20 protein-coding genes and 1 tRNA gene are annotated in these 24,761 nt (G+C 61.4%); 10 read left to right on the forward strand and 11 right to left on the reverse strand.

Going from position 1 to position 24,761, the window contains the following annotated elements:
• Nucleotides 1-36 precede the first annotated feature (36 nt).
• From VNT00_RS05140 to VNT00_RS05150, 3 genes are all read left to right on the forward strand, one after another.
• A tRNA-His gene (locus tag VNT00_RS05140) sits at nucleotides 37-112 on the forward strand.
• A 161-nt stretch (nucleotides 113-273) separates the two neighbouring features.
• Complete coding sequence (locus tag VNT00_RS05145; protein WP_325585164.1) at nucleotides 274-576, forward strand: type II toxin-antitoxin system HigB family toxin; 303 nt, start codon at nucleotides 274-276, stop codon at nucleotides 574-576.
• Nucleotides 573-956, forward strand: a complete 384-nt coding sequence (locus tag VNT00_RS05150) for a transcriptional regulator (RefSeq protein WP_325585166.1) — start codon at nucleotides 573-575, stop codon at nucleotides 954-956. Before VNT00_RS05145 ends, VNT00_RS05150 begins: the two co-directional genes overlap by 4 nt.
• Before the next feature lie 46 nt (nucleotides 957-1,002).
• On the opposite strand, the gene VNT00_RS05155 is transcribed toward VNT00_RS05150, so the two are convergent.
• The 4 genes from VNT00_RS05155 to VNT00_RS05170 all read right to left on the reverse strand — a co-directional run bounded on the left by VNT00_RS05155 (nucleotide 1,003) and on the right by VNT00_RS05170 (nucleotide 5,508).
• Nucleotides 1,003-1,812: a DUF4393 domain-containing protein gene (locus tag VNT00_RS05155; RefSeq protein ID WP_325585168.1), complete on the reverse strand. Its 810-nt coding sequence runs from the start codon at nucleotides 1,810-1,812 to the stop codon at nucleotides 1,003-1,005.
• Nucleotides 1,813-2,029: 217 nt separating this feature from the next.
• On the reverse strand, nucleotides 2,030-3,199 hold the full coding sequence (locus tag VNT00_RS05160; RefSeq protein ID WP_325585170.1) for a type I restriction endonuclease: 1,170 nt from the start codon (nucleotides 3,197-3,199) through the stop codon (nucleotides 2,030-2,032).
• A gap of 598 nt (nucleotides 3,200-3,797) precedes the next feature.
• Nucleotides 3,798-5,276, reverse strand: coding sequence for a sodium:solute symporter family protein (locus VNT00_RS05165; RefSeq protein ID WP_325585172.1), 1,479 nt, complete (start codon nucleotides 5,274-5,276; stop codon nucleotides 3,798-3,800).
• A 43-nt stretch (nucleotides 5,277-5,319) separates the two neighbouring features.
• Nucleotides 5,320-5,508 carry a DUF3311 domain-containing protein gene (locus VNT00_RS05170; RefSeq protein WP_325585174.1) on the reverse strand — a complete coding sequence of 63 codons (189 nt, stop codon included), beginning with the start codon at nucleotides 5,506-5,508 and terminating at the stop codon, nucleotides 5,320-5,322.
• A 310-nt stretch (nucleotides 5,509-5,818) separates the two neighbouring features.
• Here VNT00_RS05170 and VNT00_RS05175 point away from each other — a divergent pair, with 310 nt between their 5' ends.
• Nucleotides 5,819-6,049, forward strand: coding sequence for a hypothetical protein (locus VNT00_RS05175; RefSeq protein WP_325585175.1), 231 nt, complete (start codon nucleotides 5,819-5,821; stop codon nucleotides 6,047-6,049).
• Between the two features lie 13 nt (nucleotides 6,050-6,062).
• On the opposite strand, the gene ypfJ is transcribed toward VNT00_RS05175, so the two are convergent.
• Entirely contained in the window at nucleotides 6,063-6,917 is an 855-nt protein-coding gene (gene ypfJ, locus VNT00_RS05180; protein WP_325585361.1) for a KPN_02809 family neutral zinc metallopeptidase, read from the reverse strand.
• Between the two features lie 118 nt (nucleotides 6,918-7,035).
• Between ypfJ and VNT00_RS05185 the strand changes: the two genes are divergently transcribed.
• From VNT00_RS05185 to bamC, 4 genes are all read left to right on the forward strand, one after another.
• Nucleotides 7,036-7,662 carry an L-threonylcarbamoyladenylate synthase gene (locus VNT00_RS05185; protein ID WP_325585176.1) on the forward strand — a complete coding sequence of 209 codons (627 nt, stop codon included), beginning with the start codon at nucleotides 7,036-7,038 and terminating at the stop codon, nucleotides 7,660-7,662.
• 75 nt (nucleotides 7,663-7,737) lie between these two features.
• The gene (locus VNT00_RS05190; protein ID WP_325585178.1) at nucleotides 7,738-8,388 is read left to right on the forward strand and encodes a site-2 protease family protein; all 651 of its coding nucleotides are present in this window, start codon (nucleotides 7,738-7,740) and stop codon (nucleotides 8,386-8,388) included.
• 125 nt (nucleotides 8,389-8,513) lie between these two features.
• A complete protein-coding gene (dapA, locus tag VNT00_RS05195; RefSeq protein WP_325585180.1) occupies nucleotides 8,514-9,416 on the forward strand; it encodes a 4-hydroxy-tetrahydrodipicolinate synthase in 903 nt (300 codons plus the stop codon).
• Nucleotides 9,417-9,427: 11 nt separating this feature from the next.
• Nucleotides 9,428-10,546 (forward strand): NlpB/DapX family lipoprotein, encoded by a 1,119-nt coding sequence (gene bamC, locus VNT00_RS05200; protein ID WP_325585182.1) that lies wholly within the window; start codon nucleotides 9,428-9,430, stop codon nucleotides 10,544-10,546.
• Nucleotides 10,547-10,591: 45 nt separating this feature from the next.
• On the opposite strand, the gene cysG is transcribed toward bamC, so the two are convergent.
• From cysG to mutS, 5 genes are all read right to left on the reverse strand, one after another.
• Nucleotides 10,592-12,004 (reverse strand): siroheme synthase CysG, encoded by a 1,413-nt coding sequence (gene cysG / locus VNT00_RS05205; RefSeq protein ID WP_325585184.1) that lies wholly within the window; start codon nucleotides 12,002-12,004, stop codon nucleotides 10,592-10,594.
• A gap of 145 nt (nucleotides 12,005-12,149) precedes the next feature.
• Nucleotides 12,150-13,865 (reverse strand): assimilatory sulfite reductase (NADPH) hemoprotein subunit, encoded by a 1,716-nt coding sequence (gene cysI, locus VNT00_RS05210; RefSeq protein ID WP_325585186.1) that lies wholly within the window; start codon nucleotides 13,863-13,865, stop codon nucleotides 12,150-12,152.
• Nucleotides 13,866-13,988: 123 nt separating this feature from the next.
• Complete coding sequence (locus VNT00_RS05215; protein ID WP_325585188.1) at nucleotides 13,989-15,788, reverse strand: assimilatory sulfite reductase (NADPH) flavoprotein subunit; 1,800 nt, start codon at nucleotides 15,786-15,788, stop codon at nucleotides 13,989-13,991.
• Nucleotides 15,789-16,015: 227 nt separating this feature from the next.
• A complete protein-coding gene (locus tag VNT00_RS05220) occupies nucleotides 16,016-17,200 on the reverse strand; it encodes a cupin domain-containing protein (RefSeq protein WP_325585190.1) in 1,185 nt (394 codons plus the stop codon).
• Nucleotides 17,197-19,824: a DNA mismatch repair protein MutS gene (gene mutS / locus VNT00_RS05225; RefSeq protein ID WP_414650889.1), complete on the reverse strand. Its 2,628-nt coding sequence runs from the start codon at nucleotides 19,822-19,824 to the stop codon at nucleotides 17,197-17,199. Before mutS ends, VNT00_RS05220 begins: the two co-directional genes overlap by 4 nt.
• A 301-nt stretch (nucleotides 19,825-20,125) precedes the next feature.
• Between mutS and VNT00_RS05230 the strand changes: the two genes are divergently transcribed.
• Nucleotides 20,126-22,936: an autotransporter domain-containing protein gene (locus VNT00_RS05230; RefSeq protein ID WP_325585192.1), complete on the forward strand. Its 2,811-nt coding sequence runs from the start codon at nucleotides 20,126-20,128 to the stop codon at nucleotides 22,934-22,936.
• Nucleotides 22,937-23,002: 66 nt separating this feature from the next.
• Nucleotides 23,003-23,626 (forward strand): glutathione S-transferase family protein, encoded by a 624-nt coding sequence (locus VNT00_RS05235; RefSeq protein WP_325585194.1) that lies wholly within the window; start codon nucleotides 23,003-23,005, stop codon nucleotides 23,624-23,626.
• 27 nt (nucleotides 23,627-23,653) lie between these two features.
• Here the strand turns inward: VNT00_RS05235 and VNT00_RS05240 are convergent, their stop codons facing one another.
• Complete coding sequence (locus VNT00_RS05240; RefSeq protein WP_325585196.1) at nucleotides 23,654-24,655, reverse strand: LysR family transcriptional regulator; 1,002 nt, start codon at nucleotides 24,653-24,655, stop codon at nucleotides 23,654-23,656.
• Between the last annotated feature and the right edge of the window lie 106 nt (nucleotides 24,656-24,761).

The following is a 24,761-nucleotide window of genomic DNA, read 5'->3' on the forward strand; positions in this document are numbered from 1 at the left end:
TCTTGCTTCTTTAAGGCATTCGGCCTTGAAACAATGGTGACCGTAGCTCAGTTGGTAGAGTCCCGGATTGTGATTCCGGTTGTCGTGGGTTCGAGCCCCATCGGTCACCCCAAACTCCCTTTGAAATCGAATAATTAGAAAATAAGGGATATTTCGTGATATGAAAATTAGAACGAAATCTAGTTTGTTGGAACGAATCCCTATTCTGTCGCCGATGCTCGGTGCACTTCTATAGCCCTTGTGTTAGTCCCAAAATGGGACTAACATATATCTATGCGAGTCATAGCCGTTAGTACATTGCGCGCATTCTGGGAAAAGTATCCCGACGCGGAGCAACCCCTCAAGGCGTGGGTGGATGAAGCCGTCAAGGCGCAGTGGGGCCAGCCTGCGGAGATCAAAGCGCACTATCGTAGCGCTAGCATCCTGAAGAATCGGCGCGTGGTGTTCAACATCAAGGGCAATGACTACCGCTTGGTTGTGGCGGTGGCCTTCAAGCTGGGCATCGTCTACGTGAAATTCATCGGCACGCACGTGGAATACGACAAGATTGATGCCGAGACTGTAGAAATGGAGTGATCATGGAAATCCGTCCTGTGCATAGCGAGGCCGATTACAAGGCGGCGCTTAAAGAAATTTCCCGTTTGATGGAGTCGGATCCCGAGTTGGGCACACCCGACGGCGATCGCCTGGACGTGCTGGCCACGTTGGTGCAGGCTTATGAGGCCAGGCACTATCCGATCGATCAACCCGATCCCGTGGAGGCCATTAAGTTCCGGATGGAGCAGGGCGGGTTGGCTCCTAAAGACCTGGAGCCCATGATTGGCAAGCGCAATCGCGTCTATGAAGTGCTGAATCGCAAGCGTTCGTTGACGTTGCCAATGATCTGGAAGCTGCATAAGGAGTTGGGAATTCCCGCGGAGAGCTTGATCCGGCCGTCAGTACATGTCGTGGAGTGAGCAGCAGGCTCTGCCCTCACATCTCCACATAAAACTAATTCGGTATCTAGATCAGCCCGACAGCAGCGGCAAAGTTTTCTCCAAATTTGGTACGTCTCATCAGGCCTCTTTGTATTTCGATTTTTTTACTGCTCTCATCGATTGAGCTTTGTATGCGTATAAATTCAGGACGTTTTTCTGCCCAGTCATAGGCCTCTGGGGCAGTTAAATAAGAGCCATAATCAACTTCGAGTAGTCCTAGACGAATCCAGTTGTCGACCATCGCAGAAAGTTCATCTAGCTCAGCAGGTTCATCTTTCTTGTATAGATTCAGAATGTGCGTTGCGAGCTGGGTCGAGCCACTTTGGTTCAGCTCTTTCGCTCTAATTGCGATAATTGGACTGACTTCACGAGGTATAAAGATTTTGAGAATTTGAGCCTCTGTAGTCGTCAGTTGTTTGATAATTTCTACAAAAGCGGGATGGGCATTCGAAGCAATCCGATCATCCATGGATGTTGTGAGGAGATTCAAAAACATTTCCCTCAGCTCGTTCTCTTCATGTGTAAATGCCAAACCTTGGAGAGCGGGACCCGCAAGTGATGTTTTAGGTTCAATTAAGTGCTCAGATGGAATCGCAGCGGCTTTCTCGGACATTTCATTAGGAAACCTTTCTGCAAAGTAGTTTTTTGCTTTACGTATACCGTAATTCAATGCGGCCAATGGCAAGAGAGCATGATTAATTGTCTCGCTGAGCACTACGGCACTCTTGCCAAGATTCCCTCCAGCCTTCTTGGCATCGGGGTTGTCCTTTACCGCTTGTACCAGCTCACGTGCCAGTGAAATGCCTTCTTTTATGGTTTTTAGTTCGTCGCTCATTGAGAGCCTCAGCTATTGATAGATTGACCTTTTCGTTCACTCTCGCGCATAGCTTTTCTTCCCGCCACGTGGCCCCATGCAGAATGTGTCGCTACGGCAATCACAGCTCGTATTGGGTTCGGCTTTGGGCGTATCAAGTAATCCCTGTGGACGGCTGCCCGGCACCTTATAAATCTTTTTGCTGCCACTGATCAAGCCGTCGTTGCACACGAACTTGTCAAATAGCGGTGGAGTCTGTTGCGTTTATGGTTCGTCCCTTACGTTTGAAATTGTCATCATTCTTGCAGTAGGTGAGGGCGTCTCGGACGATGCCGGCAAGACGATAAAGATCTTCAGGTTTATCAAGAAGGATCTGATCGTTGCTGCCGATCTTTAATCCGGCACGAGAAATCTCGGTTTTATCGGCGTCGGTAAGAGGGATGATGAATTGCATGGCTGGGTGTTTTTTATCGCCCCAGAATCGGAATATCCAGCGATTTGATTTTCCGCCATGAACTACGGAAAAATAGGATTCGGTATCTCGAGCCTGTAAGTCCTCGTCAGGCAGAATGTCGGTGCAAACATCGAACAAGCGCCTTTCCTCGGCTGTTGTGATGATTTTCGCGTTATCGGGGTCTACGATGTCCGCATCTTCGTCGGGGATGATCTCGATCGGAGCGGCTATTGGCGCAGCTTCAGGCGTTGACAAGCTCGTCGCCACCATTTCGCTGATTGATTGCGCAACGGCCTGCTTGATGATTGGCTGGATGCTTTCTAGAAACTTGCTTGTCATCGTGCGCTGCGTGTTGGCACGCGTGGCCACATAGCGCACGAAGTCTAAATCGCAGTCGCGCAGTGCAGCGGTAATCGCTGCCTTGAATGCCGTCAGGTAGACATTTTCTTCGGCCAGTGCTCGCAGTGTGCCTGGCTCTAAATTGTCATAGTGGAACCGCTCCAGATGTTCCTCCACGTCGTCAGTATCAGTTTCGAAATCAATAATCAAAAACGGCGTGCTGTCCATGATGTTTCGATTCTCTAAATCGGTGAAGAATCGCCACTCGCGTCCGTTTGTGATGGCGGCCACAGCAACCTCTGGAGTCGCGTTGTAATACCGCGAGAGTTGGGGGCAGTGGTTGGTGAGATTTTCTGCATACGCCTTGGCTTCGATGAACATTACCGGGATGCCATGGCTGAACAAGGCGTAATCAACGCGCTCGCTGGCCTTTGCGCCGGGAAAGTCTGCGCCATATTCGGCTTTTACCTTGGTTGGGTCGTAGGGGCTGAACCCGAGGATATCGAGCAGTGGGAGGATAAGCGCCTGTTTTGTTGTTTCTTCGGTAGCGCAATGCGTCCCGACATTTTTGACATGCTCGGCATGGTGTTCGATGCGCTGTTTGAAGTCCGACATGTTGTCCCCCTTTTTGATCTATATAACATTTATACATGAAAATAAATTATTGTTACTCTTTTGGCAAATTTTTTATACCTTTCCTCGCTGGGCCTCATACCCGCGCAGGGCTGCATCAAAGGCGATATCGGCTTGCTTGGCCTGGGCTGGAGTGAGAGCGTAGATGCTGTCGGGAGTGGCTTTCTTCAGTGGCCGGGATGTGTCGATGCAATGCTATGTTTCATCGCAGGTTCTCGCACTAAAGAGCGTTCTGGCTCTTCGTCCCAAACGTTAAGAATGCAGGATCTGCTCCGACATAGACAGCGATAGCGACAAGTTTGTCGTCGCGCGGCATGGCAATACCAAGCGTGTAACGCCTCGCCATCTCATAGGTGATTTTGAGTTCGTCCTTGAGATTAGTGACAGTTATGCCGGCCGCTTGCATCGCAGCGGTCAAGCCGTCATGGTACGACGTTTCAATTCGTTCCGGCCATGATCCCTGCAAGAACTACGCCTGTCCCATGGGGCGGGTAAGGTGGTGGCTTGCTGCCGTGCCTGAGCAGGCCGCCAAAGAGCAGGGCGGGATGTGTGAGGTAAGTGGGTGGGGCCTGGAGGCCGCTCAAGGCTCGGACTGCAGCGCTACCGTGGGTTCCTGCACCAGGCCGCGGGTCAGGGCGGTGACGGCGAGCATGACTGCGGTGTTCAGGCCCAAGGCGATGACGCCGATATTGACGTCGTGCACCCATGCCGGGGCGCCGGGGAAGAGGGTTTGCATGGTCTGGTGCGTCAGCACCGTGTAGGCTACCGTGCCGACTCCGACGCATATCCCCGTGGCAACCCCGTATTTATTGGCGATTCGTGTTTTGCACAGGCTGGCCAGCAATCCCGGCGTCAATTGCGTGACGAAGCTGAATCCCATGATCAAGAGCGCGACGATGCTTTGTCCGCCCCCGATTGCGAAATACACGGCGATGAGTGAAATGGCCAAGGCGGCTATCCGGGACACCAGCGACAGTCTCGAGTCGCTGGTGTCTGGCGCGCCCACAAGATAGATGTTGCGCGCAAAGAGGGTGGAAGATGCGATGAGCATGATCGAGCCGGGCACGATCGCGGTCAGCACGCCGGCAACGCCTATGACTCCCACCAGCCATGGGTCGAAGGTCTGGATGGAAAGCTTGAGCAGGGCGAGGTCGATCTGGCCTCCCGACAGGCCCGGCACCTGCAGGATAGCCGCCATGCCCACGAACATGGAGAACAGCATGACCAGAGCGTAAATGGGCATGACCACGGCGTTCTTGCGAAAGCTGATTTCCGTTTTCGACGTGTATACCGACGCAAACGCATGCGGCCACAAATACATGCCCAGGCTTGAGATCGCGATCGTCGATAAATACCAGACGGCGTTCTTGCCGGTTTCGGGCAGCGCGAGGAATCCGGGCTTGGCCTGCTCGATCGTGGCGAACATGGAGCCCAGGCCGCCGTAGTAATGGTAAGGAAGGTAAAGGCCCAGAAAGACACAGACCACCAGCACCACGGCGTCCTTCAGGAGCGCGGTATTCGCGGAGCCGCGCATTCCGGAGTTGACGACGTAGACGGTCATGGCTCCCGCGCCGATCCAGATGGCCGCCGTCGGTTTGATGCCGCCGTACGACGTCAATTCGACGATGATGCCGATGCCCTTGAATTGCAGGATAAGGTACGGAATCAATGCGACCAGCGACACCACGGCGACCAGGGTGCCCAGGGCCGTGCTTCCGTAGATCTTGGCGTAGTAGTCGGATTGGGTCAACAGCTTATGCTGCTTGGCGTAACGCCACACCGGGGGCAGCAGCCAGTACGACATGACAAAAGCCAGGACCGTATACACCACGATGTATAGCGCGGGCCCGCCGAAGCCGTAGGCAAAGCCGCTGGCGCCCAGGAAGGTGAAGGTCGTGTAGAGTTCGCCGGCCATCAGCACGAACACCAGCACGGAGGAGAAGCCGCGTCCGCCGACGCTCCATTGTTCCATGTTCATCGTGACGCCGCGCTTGGCGCGCATGCCCAGGAAAACGATGAATGCCAGCGACACCGCGATAATGATCAAAGGAGTATTCATTGCCAGGCCTTTCAGCAGTAACAGCACGAGAATAAAAAGGGAGTCATGGTTTGTTGGCGGGATCCAGTGAATAGATCAGCCACATCACCAAAGAAGTAATCAGGACCGTGCCAACCACCCATGCCATGAAGAAGGGCAGGCCGAAAATGAACGGAGTGACGCGATTGGCGGCCAATACGCCGCCCAGCGCCAGGAGTACGGGAATCAGGACAAGCCAGGTTGATCGGGGCATTTCTTGTATCCTTCATAAAAGACCAAAGACGGGCCTGGAGCAATGTGCTCGCAGGTTTTCGCCGACCGATGGCGGCGCGGCTGCGGTTTCGACGCTGCGATTCAAAATCGTGCGTGCCGCAGGCGGGGCGCCGCCCATCGTGTTTTGAAGTGTATGGACAATCCATTTATGGGGTACACGCTGCAGCGGCTAGGGTTTCCCCTCGCAGATATTTCGAAATGTAAAATGGAGCGGAGCGGCATGCGGGAAAGGCGCGGGGAGTTTTGCCGCGTGAATGTCCCGCAATCCTTCAGATGGACGATGGAAGCCTATGGCTGACGATATTTTTGAACCGGATTGGTCGCTGGCGCCCGCCGGCTGGGACTGGGCGGCCCAGGACGAGGACGGGCGCTGGTTCTGGTACGGGGTTCAGCCCCAGCCCAGCATTGGCGGCGGGGTGTGGCGCGCGCCGTCGCGGGCCCAGGCGTTCGCGTGCCAGGCCGATCCCAATCCCGAGTGGTACGACACCTTGCGCCGCCGCGGTACTGCGGCGAATGGGTGAGGCCGGCGAGGCCTCAAAGCTCCCGTGCGCCGAACGTATCGCATTGCGACGTATCGCCGCTTTTCAGGCCACGGCTGAACCAGCGCACACGCTGGGCGGAAGTGCCGTGGGTGAACGAGTCGGGCACGACCCGGCCCTGGGCTTGCTGCTGCAGGCGGTCGTCGCCGATGGCGGTTGCGGCGTTCAGGGCTTCTTCGATGTCGCCGGCCTCCAGCGTGCCGCGCTGTTCGTTCGAGTGGTTGGCCCAGACTCCGGCAAAGCAGTCGGCCTGCAGTTCGACGCGCACCGAAAGCTGGTTGGCCACGGTCGTGCTGGAACGCTGCCGCAGTTTATCGACCTGATCCGTGATGCCGCGCAGGTGCTGCACATGATGCCCGACTTCGTGGGCAATGACGTAAGCCTGGGCGAAGTCGCCCGGAGAGTCGAGCTCTTGCGCCATTTGCCGGAAAAAGCCCAGATCCAGATAGACTTTGCTGTCGCCGGGGCAATAGAAAGGCCCCATGGCCGCCTGGCCCGTGCCGCAAGCAGTGGGCGTCACGCCGCTGTACAAGACTAGCTTGGGCTGCCGGTAGCTACCCCAGCCGTTTTGCTGGAACAGTTTGCTCCAGGTGTCTTCGGTGTCGCCCAGTATCTTGGCGACGAAGGTTTTCTCGGCGTCGTTGGCGGAATTGCCGGCCGGCGCGCTGTATTGCGTTTCCTGGGGCTCGGTGAGGTTTTGCAGGACAACGCTGGGATCCACGCCGAAGTAAATCGCGACCAGCGCCAGCACGATGGTGCCCAGCCCGATTTTTCCGCCGCCCCGCAAGGGGATGCGGCTGCCGCGCCGGTCTTCGATATTTTGGCTTTCGCGTGAATTGTCCAAACGCATCATGGGCTCCTTGGGGAATGAAACCGGGTTTTTCAACCGCCGGTAGAGTCTGGAATTTTATTGCCTCCGGCCAGCCCGCACCGTAAACTGCTCCCTCAAGAATGTTAGGATACGTTTCATGGCTCAGTTGTTTGTCGTTCACCCCCAGAATCCACAGGTCCGCTCGTTGAAGCAGGCGGGCGAGTTCTTGGCCAAGGGCGGTCTGGTCGCGGTGCCCACCGATTCCAGCTACGCGCTTGTGGCACGGCTGGACGATAAAACGGCGGCCGATTCCCTGCGCCGCTTGCGCGGGCTGGACGAGCGCCATCATCTTACCTTGCTGTGCCGCGACCTGGCCGAAATCGGCCACTTCGCCCGGGTCGACAACCGCCAGTACCGTTTCCTCAAGCTCGCAACCCCCGGCCCCTGGACCTTCATACTGGAAGCCAGCCGCGAAGTGCCGCGGCGCGTGTCCCATCCCTCCCGCAAGACCATCGGCATCCGCGTGCCCAACCATGTGGTTGCGCTCGGCCTCATCGAGCAGGCGGGGTCGCCGCTTATTTCCACGACGCTCATCCCCGAGGACGAAGACGAGCCCTTGAACGATGCGCAGGAAATCCTCGACCGCTACGCCAACCAGCTGGCGGCCGTCATCGATGGCGGCTCCTGCCCCTTGATGCCCACGACGGTCATCGACCTTACCGGCCCCGAGCCCGAAATCGTGCGGCGGGGGCAGGGCGATTTGTCGGCCCTGGGCCTTGATTAGCGAACTTTTTCCCGTGCGGGCGGCCCAAGTCACCAGGTGCAGGGCAATCAGCCCGCGCCATTACCCGGAATTTGAATGGAAGCATTGATACAGACCATTACGGTTTACGCTTTACCCGTGTTGTTCGGCATTACCCTGCACGAGGCGGCCCATGGTTACGTCGCCCGCATGTTCGGCGATCCCACCGCGTACCAGGCGGGCCGCGTCAGCCTGAATCCCATCCGCCATATCGATATGGTCGGCACGATCATCGTTCCGCTCGTCCTGTTGTTCAGCACCAAGCTCATGGGCGGCGCAGGCATGCTGTTCGGCTGGGCCAAGCCGGTGCCGGTCGACTGGAGCAGGCTCAACAAGCCCAAGCGCGACATGCTCTGGGTGGCGCTGGCCGGGCCGGCTTCCAATCTCGTCATGGCCATTATCTGGGCAGTGGAACTGCGCCTGCTCATGAGCGCGGGTTCGGGCATGGAGAGTTTCTGGGTGCGGATGGCCATTGCGGGCATCCAGATCAACCTGGTCCTCATGGCGCTGAACCTGTTTCCGCTGCCGCCCCTGGATGGGGGGCGGATCGTGTTCAGCCTGCTGCCGGGGCCGCTGGCCTACAAGTACTCCAGGATCGAGCCCTACGGCCTGCTGATTCTGGTGGTTTTGATGATGACCGGCGTGCTCTGGAAGCTGCTGCTGCCGTTGCTGGCCGCGGGCCAGGCCATCGTGACCTGGTTCCTGTAAAAAAACTATAGTGGGGCGTGTGCATGTTTACTCGCTTATCCGGTAAACTTGCACGTTAGATTGGTTTTGGTGCGTAAAAGGCGTGCCCGCTGCCTCGAGTCGGGCTTTCGGAGATACTTTCCATCATGTCTAGTACAGATTCTGCAATTCCCACCTTTCAAGGGAGCATGGTTGCGCTGGTTACGCCCATGCTTCCCGACGGCAGCCTCGATTTCGATAGCTATCGAAAACTTATCGATTGGCACGCCCAGGAAGGCACGGATGCGCTGGTCGTGGTGGGAACCTCCGGCGAGTCGCCCACGGTAAGCGTGGAAGAGCATTCCGAACTCATCCGCGTTGCCGTCGAGTATTCCGCCGGGCGCATGCCCATCATCGCGGGCGTGGGCGGCAATTCCACCGACGAAGCCATCGAGCTGTCCCGGTATGCCAAGAAAGTCGGCGCCCAGGCCGGCCTGTCGGTGGTGCCCTACTACAACAAGCCCACCCAGGAAGGCATGTACCGGCATTTCCGGGCCATATCCGAAGCGGTCGACCTTCCTGCCATCCTGTACAACGTGCCGGGCCGCACAAGCGCCGACCTGTCCAACGAAACCATTCTGCGCCTGGCGCAGGTGCCGGGCATCATCGGCATCAAGGACGCCACCGGCGACATCGCCCGTGGCGGCTGGCTGCTGCATCACAAGCCGGCTGAATTCCAGGTATTCAGCGGCGACGACCCCACGGCCGCCTCGCTCATTCTGCTGGGCGCGCGGGGCAATATCTCGGTCACCGCCAACGTGGCTCCCCGGCTCATGCACGAGCTCTGCGTCGCAGCCCTGCAGGGCAATGTCGCCGTGGTGCGCGAGCTCAATGGGCGCCTGTCTCAATTGAACAAAGTTCTTTTTGTTGAATCCAACCCGATTCCCGTAAAGTGGGCCGTTGCCGAAATGGGCTTGTCCAAGCTGGGCTATCGTTTACCTTTAACCCCCCTGAGCGAGCAGTTTCACGCTGTGGTTCGCAACTCGTTGAAAGACGTGGGCTTGATTTGAGAATGATGAAAATGCGTATGAACAAACGCTATACCGGTTTGGCGATGGGTCTTGGGTTGACCATGCTGGCGGGCTGCGCGCAGTACAACCAGCTTATGGGCCGCGAGGAAGCGGTCGATTACAAAAGCACGGTCAGGGTCACCGACCCTCTCAGCGTTCCTCCAGACCTTATCCAGGCCAACAAGGGGGCGCATTACAAGGCTCCCGAAGGCACGGCCACGTACAGCCAGTACGCGCAGAACCAGCAAGAGCGCCGCACCGCCGCGCCCGGCGAAAAAGTCCTGCCGCAGCCGGCCGGCATCCAGGTCATGCGCGATGGCGACATCCGCTGGCTGGTCGTCGACCAGCCGCCCGAAAAAGTGTACGCCAAGGTCGTGGATTTCTGGGGCGAGCAGGGCTTTACCATCCATAGCCAGGATCCGCGTGCGGGCCTGATGGAAACCGATTGGGCCGAGAACCGGGCCAAGATTCCCGAAGACTGGATCCGCAGCGCCTTGGGCAGCATTCTCGATTCCGTTTACGACAGCGGCGAACGCGAGCGCTTCCGCACCCGGCTCGAGCGTGTCAACGGCAAGACCGAAATCTACATCAGCCACGACCAGATGGTCGAAACCGCGACGGCCGACGAACGCAGCTGGAAATGGGTTCAAGGCAAGGAAGATCCGGGCCTGAACGCCGCCATGCTGGCCCGCCTCATGGTATTCCTGGGCTCCGACGTCCAGACCGCCAAGGCCCAGGTTACCCAGGCCGAAAAAGCGCCGGGCGCCGTCAAGGTGACCAAGGCCGACGACGGGCGGGCCGAACTGACGCTGGGCGAGCCGTTCGATCGCGCCTGGCGCCGGGTTGGCGTGGCCATCGACTCAGCCGGCTTCTCGGTGGACGACCGCGATCGCTCCACCGGTGATTATTTCATCCGCTATCTGGATAGCGATACCGGCGAGAAAATCGAGCAGCCCAATTTCATCAGCCGTCTGTTCGGCGGCAAGGGTACCTCCGAGGCCAAGACCTATCGCATCCACGTTGCGCAGCAGGGCCAGGGTTCGCTGGTGAACGTGCTGGACCCCAATGGCCAGGTCGACAGCAGCGCCACCGCCAAGCGCATCATCACCGTGCTGGGCAACCATATGTAGCCTGCTGGTGCGTCTTCCAGACAACCGGGCCTCGCGCCCGGTTTTTTATGGCGCGGCCGAGCCGTCTGGCGGAACGTGGGTGCCGAACCAGTGCAGCGTGTTGGTCAGCGCGGCGACTTCGCCGACCAGCAGCATCGACGGGGTCTGGATATTGTTTTTGGCAACGACGTCCGGCAGATTGCGCAGCGTGCCGTTCAGCACGCGCTGGGTGTCGCGGGTGCCGTTTTCGACCAGGGCGAACGGCGTGTCGATGGAGCGGCCGTGGCTTACCAGTTGCCCCGCCAGCCAGTGCATCTGGCTCACCCCCATGTAGAACGCCAGGGTTTGTTTTTCGTCGGCCAGCGAATGCCAGTCCAGCGCGTCGTTTTCCTTGGCGCTATGCGCCGTGATGAAACGCACGGACTGCGCAAAGCCGCGATGGGTAAGGGGAATGCCGGCATAGGCGGCGCAGGCGATGGCCGCGGTGATGCCGGGGACGACCTCATAGGGCACGTCATGGCTGCGCAGGAACTCCAGTTCTTCGCCGCCTCGCCCGAAGATGAAGGCATCGCCGCCCTTGAGCCTGACCACGCGCTGGCCCGCCCGGGCATGTTCCACCATGAGCGTGTGGATGCGTTTTTGCGTGGCGTCATGGTCTTCGCCGGGCGTCTTGCCCACGGATATCTGCGTGGCGTCGCGCCGGGCCAGCGCGCGTATTTCGCCGCTGACCAGCCGGTCGTAGAGGATGACGTCGGCTTCATTCAGCGCGCGCAGGGCTTTCAGCGTCAATAGCCCCGGGTCGCCGGGGCCCGCTCCCACCAGGGTGACCTTGCCCACCGGAGCGCCGGGCCGCCGTTCCAGCTCGGCTTCGAGCAATTGCTCCGCAAGCTGCGGCTGCTGCGTACGCAGGGCGCCCGCCACGGGGCCGTCGAGCAGCCAGTCGTAGAACTGCCGGCGCTGGTTCAGGTTGGGACGCAGGCGCTTGATGGCGGCGCGATGCTTTTCGGCCAGGGCGGCCAGGGCTCCCAGGGAGTGGTCGAACAGGGATTCCAGCCGTTCGCGGATGCGGCGGGCCAGAACCGGGGCGCTGCCCGAGGACGAAACCGCGATCATCAACGGAGAGCGGTCGACGATGGAGGGCATTTGGAAGCTGGACAGTTCCGGGTCGTCCACCACGTTGATGAACCGGCGAGCCTGCTCGGCCAGGGTGGCAATATGCCGGTTGACGGCGCGATCGTCGGTGGCCGCGATGATCAGCCAGGCTTCATCCAGCCATTCGGGCTGGAATCCGCCTTCGATCAGGGCTATCCGGCCCTGTGCGGCCCATTGCCGCAGCGTGTCGCTGAACTCGGGGGCCCCGGCCCGGACGAGCGCGCCGGCATTGAGCAGGCTGGCGATCTTGCGTTCCGCCACGGCGCCGCCGCCTACGACCAGGACGGATTTGCCTTTCAGGTCTGCAAATAAAGGAAAGAGGGCCATGGATAGCGCGCCGTGAGTTGGGAGAAAGGGAAAGAACTGCGCCGGACATTGGGCACATGTCCGGCGCAAACGACAGCCATTGTAAATCGTAGGCGAACCGGCCCGCCTTGAAGCGGGCCGGTTGCGTGCGCAAAGCTGCGAATGTTTACTGAGTGGCCGCTTCCAGAACGATGGGTATCAGGTTCTGGGTGGGGGCGGGCAGCGTTTCGCTGCGGATCAGGTAGTCGCCGAACTTTTCCGACTCCAGGCGATTGGCCGCATAGGCGGCGAACAGGGTGTCCAGTGTTTGCAGGATTTCCGGCTCGGTGATGTTCTCGCGGTAGACGATGTTCAGGCGCCGCCCCGTGAAGTCGGCGCCCAGCCGCAGGTCGTAGCGGCCCGGCGCGCGCCCGATCAAGGCGATTTCCGCCAGGTAGGGTCGGGAACAGCCATTTGGGCAGCCTGAAATACGCAGCTGGATGGGCTCGTTGAGCAGGCCGTGGGTATCGAGGATGGACTCGAGCTTGGTGATCAGTTCGGGAGCATAGCGCTCGCTTTCGGCCATGGCCAGTCCGCAGGTTGGCAAGGCCACGCAGGCGATGCTGTAGCGGCGTATGCCGCTTTGCTGCTTGTAGCCGTCCAGGCCGTATTGGGCCACCAGTTTGTCGATCTTGGCCTTGTCGCGCGTGGCGACGTTGGCGATGACCATGTTCTGATTGCAGGTCAGGCGGAATTCCCCCTTGTGGATGCGCGCGATTTCGCGCACACCCGTCAGCAGTTGCAAGCCGTCTTCGTCCCACAGCCGGCCCGAGGCGATGTACAGGCCCAGATGCCATTTCCCGTCTTCGCCCTGAACCCAGCCGAAGCGGTCGCCGTTGTGGTCGAAGTGGTAGTCGTGTATGGGCTGCAACGTGAAGCCAAGGCGCTGCTCCAGCTCTGCCTTGAACCACTCCAGGCCGCGATGATCGATGGTGTACTTGAGCCGCGCGTGCTGGCGTTCCTGGCGGTTGCCGTAGTCGCGCTGCACGGTCACCACGCCTTCGGCCGTCGATATCAGTTGCTCGGGCGTGACGAAGCCGATCAGGCTGCCAAGGCGCGGATACGTCGTGTCGTCGCCATGGGTGGCGCCCATGCCGCCGCCCACCGCAACGTTGAAGCCCAGCAGCTCGCCGTTCTCGATGATGGCGATGAAGCCCAGGTCGTTGGCGAACACGTCGATGTCGTTGACGGGCGGTATGGCGATGCCGATCTTGAACTTGCGCGGCAGGTAGGCGTTGCCGTAAAGGGGTTCTTCCTGGACGCCGTCCACCACCTTTTCGCCATTGAGCCAGATCTCGGCATAGGCGCTGGTGCGTGGCAGGAAGTGCGCCGAAAGCTTTTCGGTCCAGTCCTGCACGACCTGGTGCTGGCTGGAGAGCAGCGGGTTGACCGAACTGACCACCTGGCGGTTCACGTCGCCGCAGGCCGCCCGCGTGGTGGCCCTGGCGGCGTCGATGGCCTGCATGACGGATCGCAGGTTCTTCTTGAGGATGCCGTGCCATTGGAAGGTCTGGCGCGTGGTGATGCGCAGGCCGCGCGTTGCCCAGGTGGTGGCAATGTGGTCCAGGGCCAGCCATTGTTCGGGGGTGATGACTCCCCCCGGAAGGCGCGCCCGAACCATGAAGGAGTAGGCGGGCTCCAGTTTCTGCTTGCGGCGCTCGTCGCGCAGGTCGCGGTCGTCCTGCATATAGCTGCCATGGAACTTGAGCAGCTTGGTGTCGCTGTCGGCGATGGCGCCGGTTACCGGGTCGGCCAGGCCCTCGGCGATGGTGCCGCGCAGGAAGCGGCTGTCCACCTTGATTTGCTCCAAAGGGGCCAGAGGGCTCTTCATTAAACTATTCATGACTATCCTGAATCGATTGGGTTCTACACCATTGGCGGATCAGGCCTGGGCGTGGAGGCCGGTGCTCCGGGCCTGCCGTTGCGCGGCGGGGGAGCAGTGCGTCTGCCTGATCCGGAAGTGGAATTAATACACGTCGCGGGCGTAACGGCCTTGCGAGGCCAGGTCGTCAAGCCAGGTCTTGGCCTGCTCGGCATCCAGCCCGCCTTCGGCCTGGGCGATGCGCAAGAGCGTCTGGTGCACGTCCTTGGCCATGTGGTTGGCATCGCCGCAGACGTAGATGTGGGCGCCCGACTGGATCCAGTCGTAGAGATCCGTGGCGCGTTCGAGCAGTTTGTCCTGGACGTAGATTTTCTGTTCCTGGTCGCGCGAGAAGGCCAGGTCCAGGCGCGTAAGGTTTCCGTTGCGCAGCGCAGCCTGCCATTCGGTCTGGTACAGGAAGTCGGAATGGAAATGCGGGTTGCCGAAGAACAGCCAGTTGCGCCCGCTGGCGCCGGTGGCGCTGCGTTCCTGCACGAAAGCGCGGAACGGCGCGATGCCCGTGCCCGGGCCGATCATGATGACGTCGCGGGCCGTATCGGCGGGCAGGCGAAAGCGCGTGTTTTCCTCGATGAAGATGGGCAGCTTGTCGCCTTCGCGCAGGCCGCTGATGAAGTTGGAGGCAACCCCCCAGCGCTCTTCGCCATCGTGGGTGTACGCGACGTTGGCCAGGGTGAGGTGCACCTCGTTGTCGACCGCAGTTTGGCTGGAGGCAATGGAATACAGGCGCGGCGTCAGGGGCCGCAGCGCCTTGATGAGGGCGGCGGCGCTCCATGGCGCGGGATACTTCTTGAGAACGTCGATGAGCTGGCGGGTTTCCAGAAGCTGCTTGAATTGTTCGTGCTGCTCGGGCTGCAGAATATGCTTGAGCTCGTCGCTGGCACCCAGTTCGGCGTGCGCGACCAGGAACGGCTTGGTCAGTTGCGTAAGTTCGCGGTAGCGGCCCAGCCATTCCTTGACGCTGCGGCTGGTGTTGGCGATTTCGACTTTTTCGTCGGCATTCAGTTGCAGCGTGGCAATGATGGATTGCACCAGCGCATCCGACTGGGTTGGCCATACCCCCAGGGAGTCGCCGGGCTTATAGCTGAGCTGGCTGCCTTCGAGCGAGATTTCAATGTGGCGGATGTCCTTGCTGCTACCGCGTCCGGTAATGGGCTGGTTTTGCAGCAGTTCGGCGTGGAAGGGCTGTTCGCGGGTCGCCTTGGCGCTGATGTTGGGATGCAGCGGGGTGACGCTTGCCGTGGGCACGTCGGCGGCCTGCTTGAAGGCTTTTTGCGCGTGATCCAGGGCGCGCTCCGTCCAGGGCGCGGCCACGGTTTCGATATCCAGGTCGGCGGCGCCGGCTTCCTGCAGGCGTTCCGCGCCCAGCTCGGCCAGCCGCGCGTCCAGCGCTTGCGAAATGCCGCAGAACGACGGGTAGCTGGAGTCGCCCAGGCCCAACACCGCGTACTTGAGCTGCGGCAGCTTGGGGGCGCGGCGGCTGTTCAGGAACTCGACGAAGCCGAGGGAGTCGTCGGGCGGTTCGCCATCGCCCTGGGTGCTCATGACGACGTAAAGCAGTTGCTCGGTCTTCAGGTCGCGCGTTGGGTAGCTGTCGGCGCGGGCCAGGTTGACTTGCAGGCCCAGGGCGCTGACGCGTTCGGCCAGCGATTCGGCGACACGCTTGGCATTGCCGGTCTGGCTGCCGTAAACGATGGTAAGGCGCTTGATGGCATTGGCGCTGGCAACCGCCGCCACATGCGGCGCGGCGGGCAGCTCGACGGCCGAACGTTCAGCCAGGCCTGCAAAGTAGCCCGACAGCCAGTTCAGGGCATTGGGCTCCAGGTCTTGGGCCAGTTGGCCGAGGAGGGATTTCTTGGATTCTGGAAATTGATTCAAAGCCAACATGATGCGCTTGTAAAGGTGAGACCAGCATTCATTCTAGGCACTCCCCTTGTCCATGCGAACGACAAGATTCTTATTTCTTTATACGAATTTTGTTTATAAGAACTGGTTATGTCTTGTGACTTCTATCTAAGACGTTGTTTGATTGCCCTGTGGTGCCGCTGCGGGAATCATGGGTGCGGCGGGGGCGGGGGCAGCGACGCATTGCCTTTGTGCGAGGCTTTGGCGGGTCAGGGGCGATGGTGCAGCCAGCCTTCGGCCAGCCAGCCGGCCAGCGCCTGCTTTTCCCCCTGGGCCAGGCGTTTGTCCAGCGCCGCCGTGCAGGGCAGGACACGCTCGTCGGCCAGCCGGCGCAGCAGCGCGGAAGCCGGGATTCCGGCGACCTCGCCATTGATGAACAGCGCCCTGCCGCGGTACATCAGGCGGGTGCAGCGATCCAGCTCCAGGATCCCGTGGCGGGGAAAGGCATTGGCCAGGTCGGGCTGCTCGTCTTGCGGTTCGAACCAAGCGGCTGCGGAAGGCTCGGTCAGCCATTGGCCCAGGAAGCGGGTGGCCAGGGGTTCGTCGAAGCGCACGCTATGCGCGGCACGCAGCGATGCCTGGATCAGTGTGTCGGGCAGGGCGGCTGGCGCTTCCGTTGCGGGCGCGCCGGCATCCTTGAAGACGCCGGCAAGCGCCGGGCCTGGCAGGGGCGGTGTTGCATAAAGGCCACTGTCGTCGCCTATCCGCGCCATGACCTGGTCGCCAGCCGCGTCCAGCATGCCGCGTGCGAGGGCGGCCATGGTGGGCGCCCGGAAGCCGATCGAGATCGTCATGCAGTCGCCCTGGGCGATGCCGTCGTGCGCGACGTGCGGCGGCAGGTACAGCATGTCGCCGGGTTCCAGCACGTATTCCTCTTCCGGCCGGAAGTCCCTCAGGATTTTCAGCGGCAGTCCAGGTTCCAGTGACAGATCGTCCTGGCAACTGATACGCCATTTGCGTTGTCCGTGGGCCTGCAGCAGAAAGACGTCGTAGCTGTCGAAGTGGGGTCCCACGCCGCCGCCATCGGTGGCGATGCTGATCATGGCATCGTCCAGGCGGGCGTCGGAAATAAAGCGAAACTGGTGCAGCAGCCGGGCAGTGGCGTCGTCGTGCGCGTCGACGCTTTGCGCCAGCAGCGTCCAGCCCGGCTGCCTGGCGGGCGGCAAGCGGGAGAACGGGCCTTTCTTCATTTTCCAGGCCTGGCCGTCCCGCCAGATGAGGCGGGACTCGACCTCGTCGCGCTTGGCCAGTTGCTTGATGTCGGCAATGCTCAGCGTGGGCCGGTAGCCGGGAATGGCTTGTCTGATGAGCAGAGGCTTGCGTTGCCAGTGGTGGCGCATGAAGGCTTTGGGCGTGAGGCCGCCCAGCAAGGCAAGAGGCTGGTCGATGTTCATGAGTAGTCGGCGCGCAGGCTGTAAAGGATGTCCAGCGCTTCGCGCGGGGTGAGCTGGTCGGGGTCGATGGCGGCAAGGCGCGCCTTCAGTTCATCGAGCTCGGCGCAAGCCATGGCATCTTGCGGCGCCGACGGCTCGGCGGCGCTGTCGGGCGGCGCGTTGAACAGATCCAGTTGAGGAGTCGGGGCGCCTTGCGCCTCCAGCCGCGAAAGCTCACGGCTGGCGTGGCGGATGACGGCGGGTGGAATGCCGGCCCGCTGCGCCACTTGTATGCCGTAGCTGCGGCTGGCCGGCCCGGCCTGGACTTCGTGCAGAAATACGATGCCCGAAGGCGATTCCGCGGCGGCCAGGTGGACGTTGGCGGCGAAAGGCTGTTCGTTGGGCAGGCGCGTGAGCTCGAAATAATGCGTGGCGAACAGCGTCAGGGCCTGGTTGTGAGTGAGCAGCCGGTGCGCGATGGAGCCGGCCAGGGCCAGGCCGTCGTAGGTGGAGGTGCCGCGGCCGATTTCGTCCATGAGGACCAGGCTTTGCGGCGTGCTGGCCGCCAGGATGGCGGCGGCTTCGGTCATTTCCATCATGAAGGTGGATCGCCCGCCGGCCAGGTCGTCGGCCGCCCCGATGCGTGTGAAGATGCGGTCGATCCGGCCGATGCGGGCGCTGCGCGCCGGCACGAAGCTGCCGGTACGGGCCAGCAGGGCGATAAGCGCTATCTGGCGCATATAGGTGGATTTCCCGCCCATGTTCGGCCCGGTTATCAGGAGCATGCGGCGTTGCGGGCCGAGCTCGCAGTCGTTGGGCGTGAAGCGCTCGATGCTGCGCTCGACCACAGGATGGCGCCCCGCCTCGATAAGGATCTCGCTGCCGTCGGACAGTTCCGGAGCCACCCAGTCGTTAAGCCGGGCGTGTTCGGCCAGGGCGGCCAGGGCGTCGATTTCGGCCAGCGCGCCCGCGCAGGCCGAAAGCGCCGGCGCGTGCGGGGCCAGTTGATCCAGCAGGTTCTCGAACAGCCATTTTTCGCGCGAAAGGCTGCGGTCCTTGGCCGACAGCACCTTGTCCTCCCAGGCTTTCAGCTCGGGCGTAATGTAGCGCTCGGCGTTTTTCAGTGTCTGGCGCCTGCGGTAGTCGGCGGGCACTTTGTCGGCCTGGCCGCGCGACACTTCGATGAAGAAGCCATGGACGCGATTGAACTCGACGCGCAATGTGGCGATGCCGGTGCGTTCGCGTTCGCGCGCCTCCAGTTCCAGCAGGAACTCTCCGCTGTCGCTGGCCAGCCGCCGCAATTCGTCGAGCTCGGCGTCGAAGCCCTTGGCGATGACGCCGCCGTCGCGCACCATCAGGGCGGGTTCGGGATCCAGCGCACCGTGCAGCAGCGACGTCAGTTCGGGGGAGACGTCCAGCGCCCGCACCTGGCGGGCTAGCTGCGGCGTGGGCTCGAACGAGCGGGCGACGTGGCCGGCCACGCCCGGCAGCAGATCCAGGGCTTCGCGCAGGCTGGCCAGTTCGCGCGGGCGCACGGAGCGCAGGGCGATGCGGGTGGCGATGCGTTCGATGTCGGGATAGTGATTCAGTTTTTCGCGCAGGGTGTCCAGCGCGTCGGCCGGGTTGAGCGTGTCGGCGCTTGCCGGGGAGGAGAGCAGCGAGGCAATGACGTGCTGGCGCTCCAGCGCCGGGGCGTTGTCGCGCAGGGGATGATGGAGCCAGCGTCGCAGCAGGCGGCTGCCCATCGGCGTTTCGCAATGGTCAAGAAGGGAAAAAAGCGTGGGGCTTTCTTCGCCGGCCAGGGTTTCGGTAAGTTCCAGGTTCTTGCGCGTAACCGGATCCAGCACGACATATTCGCTGGCGCGGTCGGTCCGGATCGACTGGATGTGGGTCAGGGCCTGGGCTTGCGTGCGGCCCACGTAGCGCAGCAGGGCGCCGGCCGCGCAGATGGCCGCGGGCATGTCCGCCAGGTCGAAGCTGGCCAGGGAATCCACGGCAAAGTGCTTGTGCAGGACATCGCGCGCATTGTCGGGTTCGAAATGCCAGTCGGGAATGGCGCTGACGGCCATGCCGTCGTCGGCCGGCAGGCGCTGGCTTTCGGCGCAGACCAGCTCGGCGGGCGCGACCCGGTGTAGTTCGGTGTCCAGCATGTCGGGCGTGCATTCGGTAACGCTGAACTGGCCGTTGGCCAGATTCATCCAGGCCAGGCCCGTGCGTTCCTGCCGATTGATGCGGGTGATCCAGGCGGCCGCGATGAGGCGGTCGGCCTTGGCGGGCAGCAGCGCCTCGTCGGTAAGCGTGCCGGGCGTGACGATGCGCACGATCTTGCGCTCCACCGGCCCCTTGCTGGCGGCCGGGTCGCCGATCTGCTCGCAGATGGCCACCGATTCGCCCAGCGCGACCAGCCGGGCCAGATAGCCTTCCATGGCATGAAAGGGCACGCCCGCCATGGGAATGGGCGCGCCGTTGGAGGTGCCGCGCTTGGTCAGCGTAAGGTTCAGCAAGCGCGCCGCGCGCTCGGCGTCGCCATAGAACATCTCGTAAAAATCGCCCATGCGGTAGAACAACAAATGCGCCCCGGCTTCGTCCTTGAGACGTAAATATTGCTGCATCATGGGCGTGTGGGCGCTTATATCTTGTTCCATTGAAAATCAAAAAGTATGTTTTTTTCGGGGAATCGGGTTGGGGCAGGTTCGGGGCGATTCCGATGTTGCCGTGTTCACGGGTGAGCCGGGTGCTTCCACGGAACAGACATTGTAATGAGTATGGCTGCCATGCGAACAAGCCATTAAAAACAGCGGGCCGTTGTGGCGATGCGTTCTCATTGAAAGGCGATGCGGCGTTGTGTGTATTAATGTAACTATAGATATAATTTTGTATTGACTTGCATTCAAACCGCCAAAGCTCATTGCCTTGACGGTTTTCTTTTGATGGCCGGGGACTTTCTTGATAAAGACACTTCGCATATCCGTCGGCATCCGCCTGGCTGTAGTCGGCGCGCTATTGCTGGCTTCTGGGCGGGCCGCCATGGCTCAAAGTGTTTCCAGCTTCGAAACGCCTGAATACTATGCTCAGGCGGGCTTGCAGCAGATCAACGCGGCCGAGGCGTACGCCTTGGGATATACGGGCAGCGGTGTCACGGTCGGGGTGGTCGACAGCGGCATCGCGGCAGCGCACCCCGAGTTTCTGGGCCGGCTTGCGGGGGGCTACGACTTTTTTACGAACCAGTTCATGGATCCCGGCAGGAATTACGATGGCTATGGCCATGGTTCGCACGTCAGCGGCATCATCGCGGCGCGCCGCGATGGCGTCGGGATGCACGGCGTGGCCTTCGACGCGCAGATCTATGCTGTCAGAATGCCTCCCACCTACGATATCGAAGAGGCCGCGCCGCCCAGCTGGAACTTTCTTGCCAAGCAGAAGCTGGCCATCATCAACAATAGCCTGAACGTCGATACTTGCTCCCGGGATTCGTCTCCCCCCTGCAATGTCGCCGATTACGATCAGGCCAAGGCGTTGACTAAATATCCTGCGATCATCGAAAGCATGCACACCGTGGCGGCATCCGGCGCGTTGATGGTATTCGCCGCGGGCAACTCTTCCCAGCCGAATCCGGACATCCTCGGCGGCGCCCCTTATCTTTTCCCCGAGCTCGAGGATAGCTGGCTGGTAGTGGCTGCCGTAGGGCCGGACGGCAAGATCGCCGACTATTCGAACCGTTGCGGCGTGGCGCAGGCGTGGTGTCTGTCCGCGCCCGGCGGCGGCGACAATGAAGGCAGCCAGGGCATTTACTCCGTGAACGCCAAAGGCGGCTATGTGCGCATGTCGGGCACGTCGATGGCGTCGCCCCATGTGGCGGGCGCGGCGGCCCTGGTCAAGCAGGCTTACCCGTATTTCACGCCGCATAACTTGCAGCAGACCATTCTGACGACGGCCACCAGCCTGGGCAGTCCCGAAATCTATGGCTGGGGCATGCTGAACGTGGGCAAGGCGGTGCGCGGGCCGGCGCAGTTCGTGGACACGTTCGATGTCGATACGCAGGGCTATAGCTCCACGTTCTACAACGATATCAGCGGAGCGGGCCAACTGATCAAGCGCGGAGCGGGCCAATTGACGTTGGCGGGCGCCAATACCTATACGGGCCCGACCCTGGTTCAAGGCGGCAAACTGGTGGTCGACGGATCACTGGCATCGCAGGTGCAGGTCGCCGCGGCCGGCATCTTGAGCGGCTCGGGCCGCATAGGCGGGCTGGATAATGCCGGCCGGATTGCGCCGGGCAACACGGTGGGCGCGCTGACGGTGGACGGCGACTACATTTCGCGGCCCGGCTCGGTATACGAAGTCGAGGCCAACGAGAACGGCAACGACCAGATACGTGTCGGCGGCACGGCCACGCTGCAGGGCGGCGTGGTGGAAGTCCAATTGAACGAGAGGTTTTCGGTGGGCAGCCTGTACCCCATCGTGACGGCGGCCGGCGGCATCGTCGGCCAATACGACGAGGTGCGCACGGAGCAAGGGCTGGTGTTTCTGAAGCCTTCGTTGAACTATTCGCAGCCCGGCACCTTGCAGTTGGCCATTGCGCGCAACGACGTGGCCTTCGCGTCCTATCTGCCCACGGCCAATCAAACGGCCGTGGGCAATGCGCTGGATGCGGCTTCGTCGGCGCCGCCGACGGGATTGAAGCTGCTGTATGACGAGATTCTCAACAGCAGCCCCGACACGCTGGGCAGCAATATGGATCAGCTTTCGGGCGAGTTGCATGCGAGCACGCAGTCGGCGCTGCTCACGACGGGCGGGCTGGTGCAGCGCACCTTGGACCAGCGCATGCGCGGCAATATCGGCGCGGGGCTGGAGGCCGGCGCGCCGATGGCGCAGGCGGGGGGCGCGATACCGGCCGACGCCATGCCCAGGTCGTCGGCGTATCCGCTATGGGCCAGTGTGGTGGGCGATTGGAGCGCGCTCAAGGGCAATGGCGATGCGGCGCGGGTCGAGACCGATACGACAGGCTTGTTCGTGGGCGGAGACGGAATCGTGGGCAACGGCTGGCGCCTTGGCGCGGCATTGGGCTATACCGATGGCCGGATCAATGTGGACGACCGTTCCTCACGCTCGAAGGTAAAGAGCTACACGGGTGCGCTGTACGGCGGGCGCAGTTGGGTTACGACGGACGGCGGCGTGAATCTGCTGGCGGGTGCGGCCTATACCGGACATGCCATCGACAGCGTGCGTACGGTTACGGTCGGCGGCAGCCAGACGCTTGCGGCCGATTACGATGCGCGGGCGGTGCAGATCTTTGCCGAACTGGGCTATGCCATGCCTGTGGGCCGGTCGAGTGTTCTGGAGCCCTATGCCGGGCTGGCCTGGCTGAATCAGCGAAGCCAGGGCTTTGTCGAGACGGGCGGCGCAGCCGCCCTGCGGGGCGACGGCAGCACGGATCGCATTACGACCGTGACGCTGGGCTTGCGTGGCAAGACCTCGCTCGAGATTGCCGGAGCAGAAACAAGGCTGACGGCGGGGCTGGGCTGGCGCCATGCGGCTGGGGATGTAGCCCCGGGCCTTCGACTGTCGTTTGTGCAGGCGGGCAATTTGGCGTTTACCGTGACGGGCGCCCCGGTTGCCAGGGATGCGGCGGTGCTGGATCTTGGGGTGCAGGTTGCGCTTGGGAGGCAGGCCGCGCTGGGGTTGAGCTACAGCGCCCAGATCGGTCAGGGCGTGACGGACAACTCCGGTTCGCTGTACTTGAGGGTGCGTTTCTAAGTTATTACACTTAATTATTACATTTAACCCGTCAAGCCCGACAACAGCGTCAAAGGTTCTGCATTCATGATCTCCCTTTATGCATTCGATACGCCCAACGGCCGCAAGATCAGCGTCGCGCTGGAGGAAATGGCGCTGCCCTACACCGTGCGTGTGGTCGACATACGAAACGGCGAGCAGTTCAAGGACGAGTTCCTGCGCATCAGCCCCAACAACAAGATTCCCGCCATCGTGGACGATGACGGGCCCGATGGCCGCCCCATCAGTGTTTTCGAGTCGGGCGCCATCCTGACGTATCTTGGCGAGAAATCGGGCAAATTCTGGCCCAAGTCGCTGGCGGCGCGCACCGAGGTGCTGCAGTGGCTGATGTTCCAGATGGGCGGGTTCGGCCCCATCCCCGGCCAGGTCCACCACTTTCTTGCCTTGCCCGAAGGCGTCGACGGAAAGTACGGCCTGGAAAGGTTCATGAAGGAAACGCGCAGGCTCTACGGCGTGATGGACCGCAGGCTCACCGACAGCCAATACTTTGCCTCGGAAATTTCGATCGCCGATTTCGCCCTGCTCGGCTGGGCGTGGAGGCATGAAAAACACAAGGTTTCCCTGGACGACTTCCCGGCCGTCAAGCGCTGGCACACCGAGATGATGAGCCGGCCCGGCGTTCGCCGAGGCTTCGAGGTGGCGCTCAAGTAGGAGAGTAGGGGCGCCTTCGGCGCGTGGTCAGGCAGACTCGCCTGGCTTGCGCCGGGCGCGCGGCGCTGTCCGGCTGAAAGGAGCGGCATCGGGCGCGTCGAGGCCGCGAAATGCCTCGAAAATGGTTTTCCGCAGCCATTTATGCCCCTCGTCGTGCTGCAATCGGCCATGCCAGTGCTGGCCGACGTCGAAGGCGGGGCTGTCGAACGGCAGGGGATGAATCCTGAGCTCGCCATGCTCGTTCAGCGCCTTTGCCATGCGATACGGAATCGTCGCGATCAGCTCCGTGGCGGCAATGACTTCGGCCAGCCCGAACGGCGTCGGCACGGACATGGCGATCCGTAGCGAAGGCCGGTTCTTTTCCATGATGTGCCTGAGCAAGGGGGCGGAGCTTACCTTGTCCTCCAGAATCACGTGTCCGGCGGAGTCGAAGATTTCCTGCGTCAGCACGTTGTACTTCGATCTGGACGAGCTGATGCAAACAAAAAAGTCCTGGAACAGACGCTGGCTGTAGAGCCCGCTTTTGCGCAGGCTCATGAAGCCGAACGCAAGATCCACGCCTTCGGATTCCAGCGCCTCGGGCGTGCCGCTATTGATGTTCTGGATTTGCAGCGACACCCCGGGGGCGGCGGCCTCCAGGATGCGGGCGATCCTGGGCAGCACCACGATCTTTCCGGCATCCGCCAGCGCAAGCGTGAAGCGCCGCATGGCCAGGGCCGGCACGAACTCGGGAGTCCGGCGATCGGCCTCGTCCAGTATCTGCAAAGCGTGTTCGATGGCGGGCGCCAGCAAGGTCGCGCGATCCGTGGGCTGCATGGTTTGTCCGGTGCGAACAAAAAGCGGGTCGCCATAGTGGGCGCGCAAGCGGGACAGGGCGATGCTGATGCTGGATTGCGCCATGCCCAGATGTTCCGCGGTGCGTGAAACGCTGCGCAGATGATACATGCCGAGAAAAATTCTCAGATGCCTCAGATCGACGGGCGGGCGCCGGGCGGCGCTGGCGGACAGCGTCAAGGTATTGGGAATCATATTAAATAATTTACATATAAATTTATTGACATATTATGGCAAGCGGGTTTACAGTTCAACGAAATTGAGCTTTCGCGCTGCCCGGGCTCGGGACGACGAGCCGGCC

The organism is Eoetvoesiella sp. (assembly GCF_035555955.1).
In the GTDB taxonomy this organism is placed as follows: domain Bacteria; phylum Pseudomonadota; class Gammaproteobacteria; order Burkholderiales; family Burkholderiaceae_B; genus Eoetvoesia.